Source organism: Paenibacillus xylanivorans (genome assembly GCF_001280595.1).
Taxonomy (GTDB): domain Bacteria; phylum Bacillota; class Bacilli; order Paenibacillales; family Paenibacillaceae; genus Paenibacillus; species Paenibacillus xylanivorans.
Genome location: NZ_LITU01000081.1, coordinates 505717 through 519468 on the forward strand (window position 1 = coordinate 505717; position 13752 = coordinate 519468).

Genomic DNA, 13752 nt, shown 5'->3' on the forward strand with positions numbered 1-13752 from the left:
TTTTAATATATACGTGGGTCATATGTAACAAAATTACAGGTTGCACATTGCAAACAGGGTGTTTATGTAAGAAAATAGGGATGGAATAGCGTTTCATCTGTTTTTTTTTAATTTAATTTGGCACTAGGACAATTTACATATGAGACCATGGGAGGGATTATTTTGATTCTTACCGTGTATTCCGGCCGGGAGGAAGGCGAGTGGTTCGACATCGAGGTCCCAGATGAATGTACTATTGAACATCTGAAGACATTGTTGGGAGTTCGTATTTTCGGCCAGGCACCGGGAGAGGGCATTCAGTATATCCTTGAAGCCAAATTTCCGGAAGGATTGTGGTTCTCGCCACAGAACACTCAACAGTTAATGGAAACAGGGCTGCGTCAAGGAAGCTGTGTACGAGTCCAGCGGGCATTCTCCACCACTTCTGAAGAAGCGCCTGTGTATGGAAGACGTTCATTGTTTCAGCAGGACAGCAACGAATGAACAATCTGGACGTATATATTGATTACGGCAATGAAATATAAGGAGGTCTTCTCTTCGTGAATGTGTTATATCAGCGTTCTCCAAGAATGACACCGGTTCTCAAGGAAGAAAAGCTGGAGATTCTCAGACCTCCGGCAGAACCCAACAAACCTACATTTTCGATGATTTCTATTATAGTACCCATCATGATGACGATGGTTAGCATCGGTTTCTACGTATATATCAATATGAGTGGCAAAATGGGCAATCCCAATTATATGATGTTTCAGATGATGACGGTTATGATGATGCTTACTTCATACACGATTCCGTTTTTTGTATATCTGAGCAACAAGAAGTCCTATCGCAAAAAGTTGGAAGAGCGTACTACCATGTATCGTGCACAACTGGAGAAACATCGTGAAGAGCTGAAGGAAGCTCAAGCGGAGCAAGTGAAGAGTCTGTATGAAATTCATGGGGATCCCAATGTATGTCTTCAGTTGGTGAAGAATCGCAACAGTTCGTTATGGGAACGTTCCCCGGAAGATGATGACTTCTTGCAGGTGCGAATCGGCACAGGCGAAATTCCGTTTCGAATCAAACTTCAGGTTCCTCGTGTGGACGGTTATGAAAAGGATGAGTTAATTGAAGCGGCTCATGAATTGGCAGCTGAGTTCGAGACGGTGCCCGAAGCATCGATTACACTGCCTTTATTTCAGTCGAAAGTGATGGGGTTGGTCGGCAATCGTGAGGAAGTACTTGCTTCATTGCGCGTAATTATTTCACAACTGACCGTCCGTCATTCACCGGATGAATTAAAGATTGCTGCCTTTTATGAAGAAAAGGAATCAAAGGAATGGGATTGGCTGCGCTGGTTGCCCCACATTTGGGATGAAGATCAGGGACAACGCTATATGGCCGACAGGCACAGCGGTGCGCATCAATTGGCGGACAGCTTGTTTTCCGTGTTGAACCGACGGCGCAATAATAAGGAAGATCGCTACAAGAAAACCGTGCAAACTCCATGTTATGTGGTGGTTCTCTCGGATACGCAATTAATAGAAGAAGAGCCGTTGCTTCCCCTGCTGCTGGAATCAGCTCAGGAGATCGATGTATGTACCATCATATTGGCAAACCGTAAGGAATCGCTACCCATGCATTGTCAGTTAATTATGGAGGCTTCCAAAGGCAAGGGGCTTTATATCAAAAAAACTGAGGATGCCGACGTGATCAGGCAAACGTACACGCCGGATATGATCTCCAGAGAGTCCGCAGAGGCACTCTCTCGTTATATGTCACCAATCCGTCTGAAACGTTCCTCGGCTTCGGATATACCACAGGTGCTTCCACTGTTCGATATGTTAAGTACATCACGAGTGGAAGATCTGGACGTGGTTACACGTTGGGGTCAGACACGATACCCGGACACCCTTCCCGTACCTATGGGCGTGCGAGCTGGCGGCAAGAAAATTGCAATTAACTTACATGATAAAATTGAACGTCAAGGTCATGGACCGCATGGTCTGATCGCAGGGACTACTGGTTCAGGGAAAAGTGAAGTCATCCAGTCAATTGTGGCCTCTTTGGCTGCCGAGTTCCATCCGCATGATCTGGCCTTTATGTTAATTGACTATAAGGGCGGCGGGATGTCGAATACATTTGTGGGCCTGCCTCACGTCGTCGGCACAATCACCAATCTGGATGGAAATTTGATTGAACGAGCGAATATTTCACTTCGGGCCGAGTTGGTAAGAAGGCAAAAAATATTAAATGATGCAGGAAATCTTCAGCACATTGATGAGTATTACAAAATTCTGCGTTCCAGACATGAACAGCCGTTGCCGCATTTAGTTATCATCATTGACGAGTTCGCGCAATTGAAGCGTGATCAGCCGGAGTTCATGGATGAATTAATCAGTATAGCGGCCATCGGCCGGACACTGGGCGTACATCTGATACTGGCAACCCAAAAGCCAGCTGGTGTGGTCGATGATAAAATCTGGAGTAATTCCCGTTTCCGTATCTGTCTTCGCGTTCAAAGTGAAGGGGACAGCCGGGATATGATCAAAATTCCTAATGCGGCCTGGATCACCAAGCCGGGTCGTGGATATTTCCAGGTAGGCAGTGATGAAGTGTTTGAGGAAATGCAATTTGCCTGGAGTGGTGCGCCGTATAATCAACAGGAAGATACAACGACTGTATTGCCTGTTATGGAAGTCCGTTTGAATGGGAAACGGGAGCCACTGTTGACTGGAGAGCGCAGGGCTGTGCTCAAAGGGGAAGATGTGCCCAAGCAACTTCAGGTATTTATTGATTATGTGGCAGAAGCGGCAGCAGAGGCAGGGATTACCCGATTACCGGGGCCTTGGTTGCCACCCTTGCCTGAGACACTGGAATGGGAAAGCCTTAACGACTGGCAGGAAAAAGAGAATCGTGAGGCATTGCTTGACGGCGGTGCCAGTGGCCTGAAACCTGTGGTTGGCCTGCTGGATGATCTGCCTAATCAACGACAGCAGCCGCTAGCGCTTCCGGTGGATCAGGGACATTTGGTTGTATACGGTATGCCTGGTCTGGGGAAAACGACGTTTGTGCAAACTTTGCTGATGTCGCTGGCCCGTTCTCATCGAACTGAACCTTGGCATGGCTATATAATCGATATGGGCAGGATGATGAAGGATTTCGCAAGCTTGCCTCAGATCGGCGCGGTAATGATGTCTGAAGAGGAAGATCGGATCAAGCGCTTATTCCGATACATCCTGAAATTGTCTGCACAACGCAAAGACATGATCTCGGAAGCGGGGGTTAAAACGATCTCAGCCTACCGTCGCACAGCCCATGCAGCTGTGCCGCAAATTGTAGTTGTTATTGATGGTTATCTTTCTTTCCGCAATGCGTATCCCGAGGAGAATGAACTTCTGGAAACGATCCTTCGTGAAGGCGGTAGCCTCGGAATCACATTCATCCTTACGGCCAACCGCGTCACGGATGTATTCGAGAAATTCAGAAGCAATATTCCCAATGCGGTTTCGTTTGAATTATCTGATCCAAGCGACTATTATTACGCAGTGGGACGACCGTCCAAGGCACCTAGCCAGCTTCCGCCTGGTAGAGGACTGGTCAAAGGACAGGTTCCTCCATTGATGTTTCAGGCGGCTTTGCCGTCATCCGGGGCAGATGAAGGTAAGCGTTCGTCCGCTCTGCGCCGTACGATTGCAGAGATCAGAGAAAGCTGGAACGGAGAAGAAGCGCCGCAGATTGCACCGCTCCCAGAAGAGGTTAAACTTAAAGATGTGCTTCTTCGCACAGGAACCTTCGGGCAAGTCGGAGATGTCTCTACCTTAACGGTGCCCGTAGGTTTGTTGACCGATGATCTGGAACCCTTCCAGCTGAATCTACGCGAAGGGCCGCATTTCATGGTTACGAGTCCGATGGAAGGCGGCAAAACGACATTTTTGCTAACCTGGATGTTATCACTTGCGTATCATGCGTCTCCTGAAGACGTGCAAATATACACGGTAGATATGCGGTATGGTTCTGGAGGACTGGGGGAAATCAGCAGTTTGCCCCATGTCCGTGGACATGTATCACGTGAAGAACAGCTTGCACCTGTGATCCAACAGTTGTACGATGAAGTTCTAAAAAGAGGCGAGCTAACCGGTGGTCCGGAGATCGTTCTCGTTATCGATGATGCGGATACGTTATCCAAGCAATTAAATGATTTTAATGTGAAGGATCAATTGGGGGCGATCGTTCGTCAAGGCAGGGATCGAGGCATACATGTAATTCTGTCAGGTGTTCCGGCAGACTTCCCAACCTTTGGTTCTGACTGGGTGAATGATGTGAAGGCTTCCCAGAGCGGATTGCTGTTCGGGACTTTAGACCCTAACGATCTCTCGTTCTTCCGTATACCTTATTCGGAGTCCGGGGGGAGTTCAACTGGGCTGAAGGTACTGCCTCCGGGTCAAGGTTATTATGTAAAACGTAAATATTCCAGGGTTAAAGGTGCAATTCCATGTGATGGCACCTGGAAAATGACCGATTGGATTTCTGAAATTCGTGACCGATGGCATGTTGTAGTTTGAGGGGAGGTGGCTCATAATGTTGACGGTTCATGATTCCAAGCAAAAGGTAGTCACTTTGCAAATAAAAGAGCTTTTTTTCCTGGCCGGTATTCTCGGTTCAGACCGATTGCTTGGCGTGGAAGATCCGTTCCGCGGATATATGGCGGAAGACATTGCTTTGGAGTGGGAACGCGTAAAAACATCCCTGCTCGACAAAGGATATCTGATTCAGGATCAGGACAGCAATGAGCTGATCATGACACCGACCGTTTTCTCCAGGGTAGCCATTGCGGGACTGTCCGACAGGGCTTGCTGGATTCGCTACACGCACAGCGGCAAGTCGTATGAAAGTTATGTGCACTGCACGGATGAACGTGTCGTTGAAGTATCCCGTGTTGCAGACGAACCGGATTCGTTCCGGCTGAGTGATTTGGGAAACGTTCGTGAAGCAATTGATTTTCTGATTCAAAGGATGAATTGGAGTGGTCATTCTCCGGCGGAAAAGCCGGCCCTAATGTGCTCCAAGAAAAAATTCTATGATGTGATGAATGATCTGAAGAACAAAGAATTACAGGCAGTGGCTGATGAGTTGGTACAGGAAACGAGCGATCCCGAGGGGGCACTGGCGCTTGCACGCTGTCTGGTAAACAAGGAATCAGAGGGGGAACTGCGGTTGCTCGTATGGAACGGAGAAGGATGGAAATCACAGTCTGCGGCTTTCGCTGCAAGCACGGTATCCAACTGGCTCTTCCGCATGAGTACTGCGGCTTCAGATGATTGGCTTGTTGCAGCACTGACGACGAGAGAACAGTTTCACGAGATGCTGCTGGACTGGCTTAAACAGCCTGCAGGGGAAGAGGAAAGGTGATGGTAAATGCGCATTCGTGTGGAACCGGATGTGCTTCGGGCACTGAGCAGGCAGATTCAGTATGCGGCGGAGCAAATACAGCAAAAGATGACAGTATTGGATCAGGCCATTCATTCGCTGGAGTGGGATTTTGAAGCCCGCGCCGCGGTAATGAATGAATGGAATCACAGCAAGCGACTCTGTGAAGCAGCAGTACGTCGTTTTATGGACTTGAGCGTACAGCTGGGACGCAAGGCGGTGTTATTCCAGCAGGTGGACATGGAGTATCGTACAGTGTTGAGTCATGTGAACACAGCCTATGGCAATGCGGTCAATATGTTGAATGTTCTTCAGACGGAGCGTGCAGGAGAGATTATGCCTGCGCATTCGGCAACTGCTGCTGTTGTATCCGATCCATTTTCCGCGGTAGCAGCAGTATACCGTGTACAGGATGCCGCACCGCCTGACGGCTCACCGGCGACTCTAATCCAGGCGATGCAGCCTGAACCTGTGGCGTGGAGATTCACAGATCCCTCCTTTCGTGGGAGAAGAGGAACCGAACCTGTGGTTTCCTGAGCTCACGGGGGATAAGGCTGAATAAGCACACAGCAGAAAGTGATTTTTTTTATAAACAGGATGTTAAGTGAAGTTTAGAATGCCAAAAATGGGGTAAATAGGATTAGGTCCTTCGGCTTTTGTCCGATCGATCCTTGTATAGTACAATTTGAACAAGTGAATTTAATTGCACAAACCAAGGAGGAATTTACAAATGGCAGGACGTATTTTAGTTACCCCAGAACAGCTTGATCAGGTTTCCAACCAATTTAAACAAAGCGGTGAGCAAAGTCAGCAAATCGTTTCTACATTGACTCAATCCATCACAAGTATGGAAGGACAATGGGAAGGTATGACGAAACAACGCTTCTTCCAGGAATTCCAGGAAGCTAGCAAACAAATGCAATCTTTCGTTCAAACGCTGAATAGCATCAGTGCGGAACTGACGGCTATTGCCAACAAATTCCGTACGGCTGACCAAGCTCGCTAATCTGCGATACATAGTTCGGGCAGGTTCCATATCCGAATTCGCCCAGAATCATAAGCAGGAAGCAAGCTGAAGATTTACAATTACAGCAAAAACCGGGCGTTTTCACAACACCCGGTTTTTGTTGCACTATGACAGAATGACAGAGAGAGGGATGAGCATGTCTTTTCAACCAAATCCCGGGGATGAAGTGGTGATTAATGACATTGCCTATACCATTGGGCAGCATCCAGCTGCACCCGGTCTGGCTTACGCCCAAGCCGGAAGGCAGGGGATCGTCTATCAATTGTTGCCCCGTAACGGTTCCATAAGTGGGGCCAAAGCACTAAAAGTATTTTTTCCGAAATTTCGTATCCCGGCTATGGTGTATCAGTCTGAGCATATGGAGTCTTATAGTGAACTGCCAGGTTTGCAGGTATGCAAGCGTGATGTGCTCACTCCGGAAAGAAACGGAGCGCTCATTGGAGAACATCCCGATCTGTTGTATGCGGTATTGATGCCATGGGTGCATGGTCTGACCTGGTTCGATGTAATCAGCGATCAGAAGCAGCTGACAGCAGAGGAAAGTCTGAAGTTGGCGAGAGCCCTGGCCGGGACCGGTTCGGCCATGGAACAGCGTGGACTGGCTCATTGTGATTTGTCTGCACCCAATGTGATGATTCCGTTTTTTTCCGAAGTGGAGAACCTGAGAGGGGTTTCAGCAGTTGAACTGGTAGATGTAGAGCAGATGTACGGTTCCAGAATGGATCGTCCGGATGCATTGCTTGCCGGTTCACCGGGTTATGCGGCCCATCGGACAGTGCACAGCGGTTTGTGGAGTGCGTATGCCGATCGTTTTGCCGGAGCAGTTATCATTGCTGAAATGTTGAGTTGGTCTGATGCAGCGATTGTGGAGAAAGCATGGGGAGAAAGTTATTTTGACCAGCACGAAATGCAGACGGTAAGCGAACGTTATTATGCGATGCGAGAGTCGCTTCAGAAACGATGGGGCTCCAAGGTATCCGATCTGTTTATTCGTGCCTGGGAGAGTCATGATCTCAGCAGTTGCCCTACGTTTGGCGAATGGTTTGTGGCGCTGGCTGCTGTGGACATCAGTCTAGCAAGCGCAGCATCTGTTGAAGATTCTATAGACAAGGCTTCAGACCAGACGGATGCGGTGGAGACGAATCAGATCAAAGGGACAGAAGCAGCAAGCGGTACATTGGATAAGCTGGGATATTCGGATACGAACGTGACCGCTGCGGAACCTTCGCCAGGTCAGGAAGCGGTCGTAAATCGTCTCTTCATTCAAGCGAGAGCATTGGAGGATGAAGGCAAACCGGCTGCGGCGTTGGAGGTATATCGTTCACTGTATCATTTCATTCCGGACAACAGTGCGATGCAGATGGAAGTTGAGGCTGCGATTCAAGAGCTGAACGCCAAGCTGAATCCCAAGAAGGATGAGGCCGCTCAGCCAGCCAAGGTTCCTTTTTACCGCTCTAAAAAGTTTATGATTTCTTCGGCTGTGTTGATTGTTCTGCTAGCTGGAACTGTGCCGACGGTTAAAATACTGGCCGATCAGGCCGAGGTTAAACAGAAGGAGCAGGAGGCAGCTGCCAAACAGGCAGAAATGAAGGCTGCGGAAGAAGCTGAAGCTGCGAAGGCGACTGCTCTGAAGCAACAGGAAGAAGAAGAGAAGCAAAAAGCGGCAGATGCGGCGAAGTTTGATGCCGAGGAAAAGAAAAAGCTGGCTGAAGCGGAGAAAAAGCAGGCAGAGGCCAAGAAGAAAGAAGAAGAGCGTAAAGCGCTTCAGGCCAAGTATGATAAGCAAGCGAAATATGAGGCTTATCTTGCCAACCAGAAACAACAGAAGCTTGATGCAGCCAAGAAGGCGGAACAGGAAAAGTACGACAAACAGGCTAAATATGAAGCCTATCTGGTGTGGAAAAAAGAAAATGACGCCAAAATTGCGAAGCAGGAAGCGGAGCGTAAGGCAGCAGCCGAGGCTCAGCGCAAACAGGAGGCGGCCCAGAAAGCTGCGCTCAAGAAAAAACGTGCCCAGAATGTCGTCACACTGATTGCCCATTACAATAAAACGTATAATGCGCAAAAAGGCAGAAAAATTGAGAATGCCGAATCCTACGCGCGTGATTTCAAAAATCTGTACAACACCGATGCGACCTATTTCAAAGGTGTCGGTAAAGTGGCAGCACGAATGAATGCGATCAATAAGTTCTTGAGCAATACCGATTATACATTGCCAAACTTGTAAAATAACGTGAACGACGGAGGTGACACATCCCAGATGAACTACACGATTCAAGCATCCCAGCGCACACCCGCACTGATTATCTATTTAATTGATATTAGCGCCTCCATGAACATGGTTCTGGACAATCGTCGGCGGATTGATGTCGTCTATGATGCCTTATCTCTGGCTATTCGCCAAATGGTGTTTCGTTCGACCAAGGGGAACCGATTGACACCCCGCTACAGGATCGCCATTCTGGCATACAGCGACGATGTGTACGATCTGATGAACGGGATTAAGGGCATCGACGAAATCGCTGCTGTGGGCTCTTTGCCCGACTTGACGCCGAAAAGATTCTCGGATTCAGCGAAGGCTTTCCTGCAAGCCGAGAAAATTCTCCAGGCTGAAATTCCGAATATGCAGGATTGTCCTGCGCCGTTAGTATGTCATATGACCGATGGGGTAGCCACAGGCGAAGATCCGGAGCCGATTGCCAAAAGAATCATGGGCATGAGTGTGCCTGATGGCAATGTACTCGTTGAGAATATTTTTATATCCGATCATCTGCTGGAAGGCCCTATTGCGGAGCCGAGAAGATGGAAGGGCATATCCCAGGAGACGGTCCTTCAGGATGAACATGGGGAGAAGCTGCGTAATATGTCCTCGGTTCTGCCGGAAAGTTATCGTGAAATGCTGGTTGAGGCTGACTATTTGCTTGCACCCGGCGCACTGATGATGCTTCCTGGTACTTGTGCAGAACTGGTATCCATCGGGTTTCAGATGTCCGCTGCTACGCCTGTGAGATAGGAGGGGAATCATGAGAGCGATGCGTTTGGCAACGTTGTCTGCTGGAGATAAGGGGGGCCATGCCGACCACTATCAGGGCAACTTTCGCTATGTGAGTGTCCAGACGGGGGAACAGCCGCTGACCCGTTATCAAGGTGCATTCAAGTGCAGGTATGGTTATGGAAGAGCGGCGGAGACCGTTAATCAGGGAGACACCGGCCAGGATTTTGCTGCTGTTCGCATGAATGGTAGTGTGTGTACTTTCGTATTATGTGATGGGGTAGGCATGAGTTATCTTGGTGATTTTGCTGCACGCTTTCTGGGGAACGCCTTGCTGGAATGGCTGGAAATGACTCAGCATCCTTCTTTGGGAGCTATGGAGCGTCTGCTTCAAGACTTGACAAGTCCGGCATCCGAACAGCTGGAGAAGTTGCAGCCTTTGGAAAACTCGCCGTTACTGCTGCGGGAAGTGCTGATGGAGAAGCGAAGCAGGGGAAGTCAGGCCATGTATGTGTGTGGACGCATCGAGCTCTCTGCAGGCAATCGAAAAAGCAAGGTGTGGATAGCCTGGCAAGGGGACTCCCGCATCCGTCTCTGGCGTAACGGTCAGGAACAATCGGCAGAGTTTCAGGTGAACTGCCGTACGAATGAGCGTTGGTCTACATTGGAAGGGCCGGTTGGTGGTAAACCGCATTTCTATGAGGCGAAACTGTCTGCTAATGAAGCGATTCGTCTTCAACTGTACACGGATGGTCTGAATGATCTGGATGCCATTCAGGCTTATATTCCCGATGAAGACATCCAGGTGCTGCTGGATGCCAGACATACGGGTGGGCTTGAAGATGATGCCGCTTTCATTGAGCTTGAATGGTGAGGTCGGGTGTAGTATTAGAGGGTAACTCTGATCAAGCTGCTGAAAATGGTGAGCATCACCTGCGAAAAAACTTGTCCTTGTTGATTTAAAAGACACTCTTTTTGGGTAATCTTGTGAAGAATCTACTTACAGAAATTGCATAACGTACATTCTTACATAATTACTGAGCGAGAAGGAGTGGAATGGATAATGACACAACATAACGGCAAGTCTCGGTTCGAAGGCAAGGTCGCCATTATTACGGGTGCTGGTTCGGGGATTGGCAAAGCTGCAGCGCTCAAACTGGCGAGCGAGGGAGCGTATGTTGCGCTGCTCGATCTGGTTAATGATCGGATCTCGGAGACAGAGGCAGAAATCAATAAGATTCGTGAAGGTGCGGCAAGAGCATTTGATGTAGATATCTCCGATCCTGCCCGGGTGGAAAAGGCAGTTCTGGAGACCATCGAATTGTTCGGCGGTCTGGATATTGTTTTTGCCAATGCTGGCATTAATGGCGTATCGGCTCCGATTGAGGAAATTCAGGTTGAGGATTGGCAGCAGATTATTACGACGAATCTGAACGGGACTTTTTTTACCATCAAGTATGCACTACCTCATATGAAGAAACGCGGGGGCGGAAGTATCATTATCACAAGCTCCATAAATGGTAATCAGCGCTTCTCCAGCTTTGGCATGTCGGCGTACAGTACGTCCAAGGCAGGACAGGTTGCTTTTGCGAAGATGGCTGCACTGGAACTGGCGAAGTTCAAAATTCGTGTCAATGTCATTTGTCCTGGAGCGATTGCAACGAATATTGACCAAAGTACGGTCAAAACGGATGAGTTGCAGCAAATCGTCATTCCGATGGAGTTCCCGGAAGGCCAACAGCCGCTTGCGGATGGGCCGGGTCAGCCTGAGCATGTTGCTGATCTGGTAGCTTTCCTGGCTTCTGCCGAGTCCAGACACATTACAGGTGCGGAAATTGTCATTGACGGTGCAGAGTCGTTGTTAAGTTAATGAATATAACTGTGAAGTCGTTCCTTTGGAACGGCTTTTTTTGATATAATACTAACATTCGAATAGACGCGTGGTACATCAATTAGGAGAGATGAGATGAAGACGGATTTACCGATACAGCAGATTATTCCTGAGCTGAGGCAGTTATTTCAGGATAAGGATACAGGTGTATTAATTGCGGAGCCGGGTGCGGGCAAAACGACTGTTGTTCCGCTGGCTTTGTTGGAGGAGCCATGGGTTGAAGGACGGAAAATTATTATGCTGGAGCCCCGCAGACTCGCCGCTCGCTCGGCAGCTGCACGAATGGCGGCTTCACTTGGTGAAAAGGCAGGACAGACGGTAGGGTATCGGGTGCGGATGGATACTCGGGTAAGCCAATCCACTCGTATTGAAGTAGTGACAGAAGGTGTATTGACCCGAATGCTTCAACAGGACCAGGGACTGGAAGATACGGCGATGATTATCTTTGATGAGTTTCATGAGCGGCATCTGCATGGTGACCTTGGTTTGGCGCTTGCACTTGAATCCCGGGCCATGCTGCGTCCGGATCTGAAACTGCTGGTGATGTCGGCCACGCTGGACCCTGCTCCTGTCTGTGCTTTGCTTGGCGAGGGAACCAGATGGATTGACTGTCCTGGACGAACGTTTCCGGTGGAAACTCGATATGTATCCAAACCGGCATACGAGCAGATCGAGACTTTTACAGCTCAGGCCGTCGTTAAAGCACTGGCAGAACAGGAAGGGGATGTGCTGGTTTTCCTACCGGGTGCAAAAGAAATCCATCGCACAGAGCGAGAACTGTCAAACCTCATGCTTCCTGCTTATGTTCAGGTACATTCTCTATATGGCAGCATGCCTGTAGAACGGCAGGATGAAGCTGTGCGACCCGCAAATGAAGGTGAACGTAAGGTTGTGCTGTCCACTTCCATTGCTGAATCCAGTCTAACCTTAGCTGGGGTCAAAGTCGTGGTGGATGCGGGGCTGAGCCGTGCATCGATGTTCTCGCCGCGGACAGGCATGAGTCGGCTGGTTACCCTGCCGGTGTCCAAGGCGTCAGCCGATCAGCGGCGGGGGCGCGCGGGAGGGGTTGCACCGGGCGTGTGTTACCGGCTATGGAGCGAAGAGGCCCATGGTGCGCTGCCTGAGGCAGCAAAGCCCGAGATTGTCTCCGCGGACCTTGCGCCGCTGGCGCTGGAGCTTGCGGCCTGGGGTGTACAGTCCCCTGCAGAGCTGCAGTGGCTGGACACCCCGCCTGATGCCGCCTACGGCCAGGCACAGGCGCTGCTGCGCCAGCTGGGCGGCCTGGACGATGCAGGCCGCATCACGCCCTTAGGGCGGCGGATGAACACGCTAGGCGTGCATCCGCGACTGGCCAGCATGCTGCTCCGCGCGGCGGAGCTTGGGCTGGCCAGCTACGCCAGCATGCTGGCGGCACTGCTGCAGGAGCCTGCCGGCCTCCGCAGCAGTGGCAGTGCAGGCGCGGGCACCGACCTGCGCTCGCGCGTGGAAGCGCTGCTGACTGCGGACAGCAGCGGCATGCCGCAAGCGGCAGCGTCTGTCGCAGACGTCGCTGCCGTGCGGCGCATGCTCCAGGAGAGCCGCCAGCTGCGCTCGGCGCTCGGCCCGGCGGCCGATCCGGTACGGACGGATGAGGACAGCTGCGGATGGCTGCTGTCCTTCGCTTATCCGGACCGAATCGGGCAACGCCGGGAGGACGGCCGCTATCTGCTGAGCAGCGGCCGCGGAGTGCGGCTCGCAGCGACAGAATCGCTGAGCCGTTCAGCTTATCTGGTCGCAGCCGAGGCCGACGACCAGGGCGCGGATGCGCGCATCCTGCTCGCTGCGCCAGTGCAGGAGAAGAGATTGCTGGACTTTGGTCCACATCTGCTGCATGAAGAAGTGGAGGTAGCCTGGGATCGAAACACTCGCAGTGTGCGTGCGCATAAAAGGCTGCGAATTGGAGCCATTACGTTGAAAGAGGGCAGCATTGCACACCCATCCGAAGATCAGGTGCTGGAAGCACTGCTCTCAGGAATACGCATCGAAGGGTTGGATTGTCTGCCTTGGACAAAATCATCGCGGCAGTTGGCGGACAGGATGCGGTTTTTGCATCATCATTTGCCGGAGTGGCCTGATCTCATTGAAGATGATCTGACGGAAGAATTGGCCGAGCATCTTAGCCCTTTTCTGACAGGCATGCGATCTGCTGCAGATCTCAAGAGATTGTCGATGCAGGATGTATTGCTCGGCGGACTGAGCTGGGAACAGCGACAGCAATTGGATCGTGAAGCTCCTACACATATTCAGGTGCCCAGTGGTTCGCGCATTCCTGTGGATTACAGTCGTCCTGAAGATCCTACGTTCGCGGTGAGACTGCAGGAGATGTTTGGACAGCAGGAGACCCCGCGTATTGGCGGTGGTCGAGTACCACTGACCATACAATTGCTGTCCCCA

10 protein-coding genes are annotated in these 13752 nt (G+C 50.5%); all 10 read left to right on the forward strand.

Going from position 1 to position 13752, the window contains the following annotated elements; all coding sequences use genetic code 11:
• Nucleotides 1-162: 162 nt before the first annotated feature.
• A complete protein-coding gene (locus AMS66_RS28085; RefSeq protein ID WP_053783884.1) occupies nucleotides 163-483 on the forward strand; it encodes a hypothetical protein in 321 nt (106 codons plus the stop codon).
• Nucleotides 484-539: 56 nt separating this feature from the next.
• Nucleotides 540-4544, forward strand: coding sequence for a type VII secretion protein EssC (essC, locus tag AMS66_RS28090; RefSeq protein WP_053783885.1), 4005 nt, complete (start codon nucleotides 540-542; stop codon nucleotides 4542-4544).
• A gap of 16 nt (nucleotides 4545-4560) precedes the next feature.
• Entirely contained in the window at nucleotides 4561-5391 is an 831-nt protein-coding gene (locus AMS66_RS28095; protein ID WP_053783886.1) for a hypothetical protein, read from the forward strand.
• A gap of 6 nt (nucleotides 5392-5397) precedes the next feature.
• Nucleotides 5398-5946, forward strand: coding sequence for a WXG100 family type VII secretion target (locus tag AMS66_RS28100; protein ID WP_053783887.1), 549 nt, complete (start codon nucleotides 5398-5400; stop codon nucleotides 5944-5946).
• Between the two features lie 193 nt (nucleotides 5947-6139).
• Nucleotides 6140-6415: a WXG100 family type VII secretion target gene (locus AMS66_RS28105; RefSeq protein WP_017689071.1), complete on the forward strand. Its 276-nt coding sequence runs from the start codon at nucleotides 6140-6142 to the stop codon at nucleotides 6413-6415.
• 157 nt (nucleotides 6416-6572) lie between these two features.
• A complete protein-coding gene (locus AMS66_RS28110) occupies nucleotides 6573-8663 on the forward strand; it encodes a serine/threonine-protein kinase (RefSeq protein WP_053783888.1) in 2091 nt (696 codons plus the stop codon).
• A gap of 33 nt (nucleotides 8664-8696) precedes the next feature.
• Nucleotides 8697-9449: a vWA domain-containing protein gene (locus AMS66_RS28115; protein ID WP_053783889.1), complete on the forward strand. Its 753-nt coding sequence runs from the start codon at nucleotides 8697-8699 to the stop codon at nucleotides 9447-9449.
• Between the two features lie 10 nt (nucleotides 9450-9459).
• Entirely contained in the window at nucleotides 9460-10302 is an 843-nt protein-coding gene (locus tag AMS66_RS28120) for a hypothetical protein (protein ID WP_053783890.1), read from the forward strand.
• Between the two features lie 189 nt (nucleotides 10303-10491).
• Nucleotides 10492-11298 (forward strand): SDR family oxidoreductase, encoded by an 807-nt coding sequence (locus AMS66_RS28125; RefSeq protein ID WP_053783891.1) that lies wholly within the window; start codon nucleotides 10492-10494, stop codon nucleotides 11296-11298.
• A gap of 96 nt (nucleotides 11299-11394) precedes the next feature.
• A partial coding sequence (gene hrpB / locus AMS66_RS28130; RefSeq protein WP_236703656.1) for an ATP-dependent helicase HrpB occupies nucleotides 11395-13752 on the forward strand: 2358 nt, incomplete at its 3' end.

Bases quoted from the DNA above. Each gene is read 5' to 3' on its own strand.
- AMS66_RS28120 (WP_053783890.1), top strand. From the start codon at position 9,460: ATGAGAGCGATGCGTTTGGCAACGTTGTCTGCTGGAGATAAGGGGGGC.
- AMS66_RS28095 (WP_053783886.1), top strand. From the start codon at position 4,561: ATGTTGACGGTTCATGATTCCAAGCAAAAGGTAGTCACTTTGCAAATA.
- AMS66_RS28115 (WP_053783889.1), top strand. From the start codon at position 8,697: ATGAACTACACGATTCAAGCATCCCAGCGCACACCCGCACTGATTATC.
- AMS66_RS28100 (WP_053783887.1), top strand. From the start codon at position 5,398: ATGCGCATTCGTGTGGAACCGGATGTGCTTCGGGCACTGAGCAGGCAG.
- AMS66_RS28125 (WP_053783891.1), top strand. From the start codon at position 10,492: ATGACACAACATAACGGCAAGTCTCGGTTCGAAGGCAAGGTCGCCATT.
- AMS66_RS28110 (WP_053783888.1), top strand. From the start codon at position 6,573: ATGTCTTTTCAACCAAATCCCGGGGATGAAGTGGTGATTAATGACATT.
- AMS66_RS28105 (WP_017689071.1), top strand. From the start codon at position 6,140: ATGGCAGGACGTATTTTAGTTACCCCAGAACAGCTTGATCAGGTTTCC.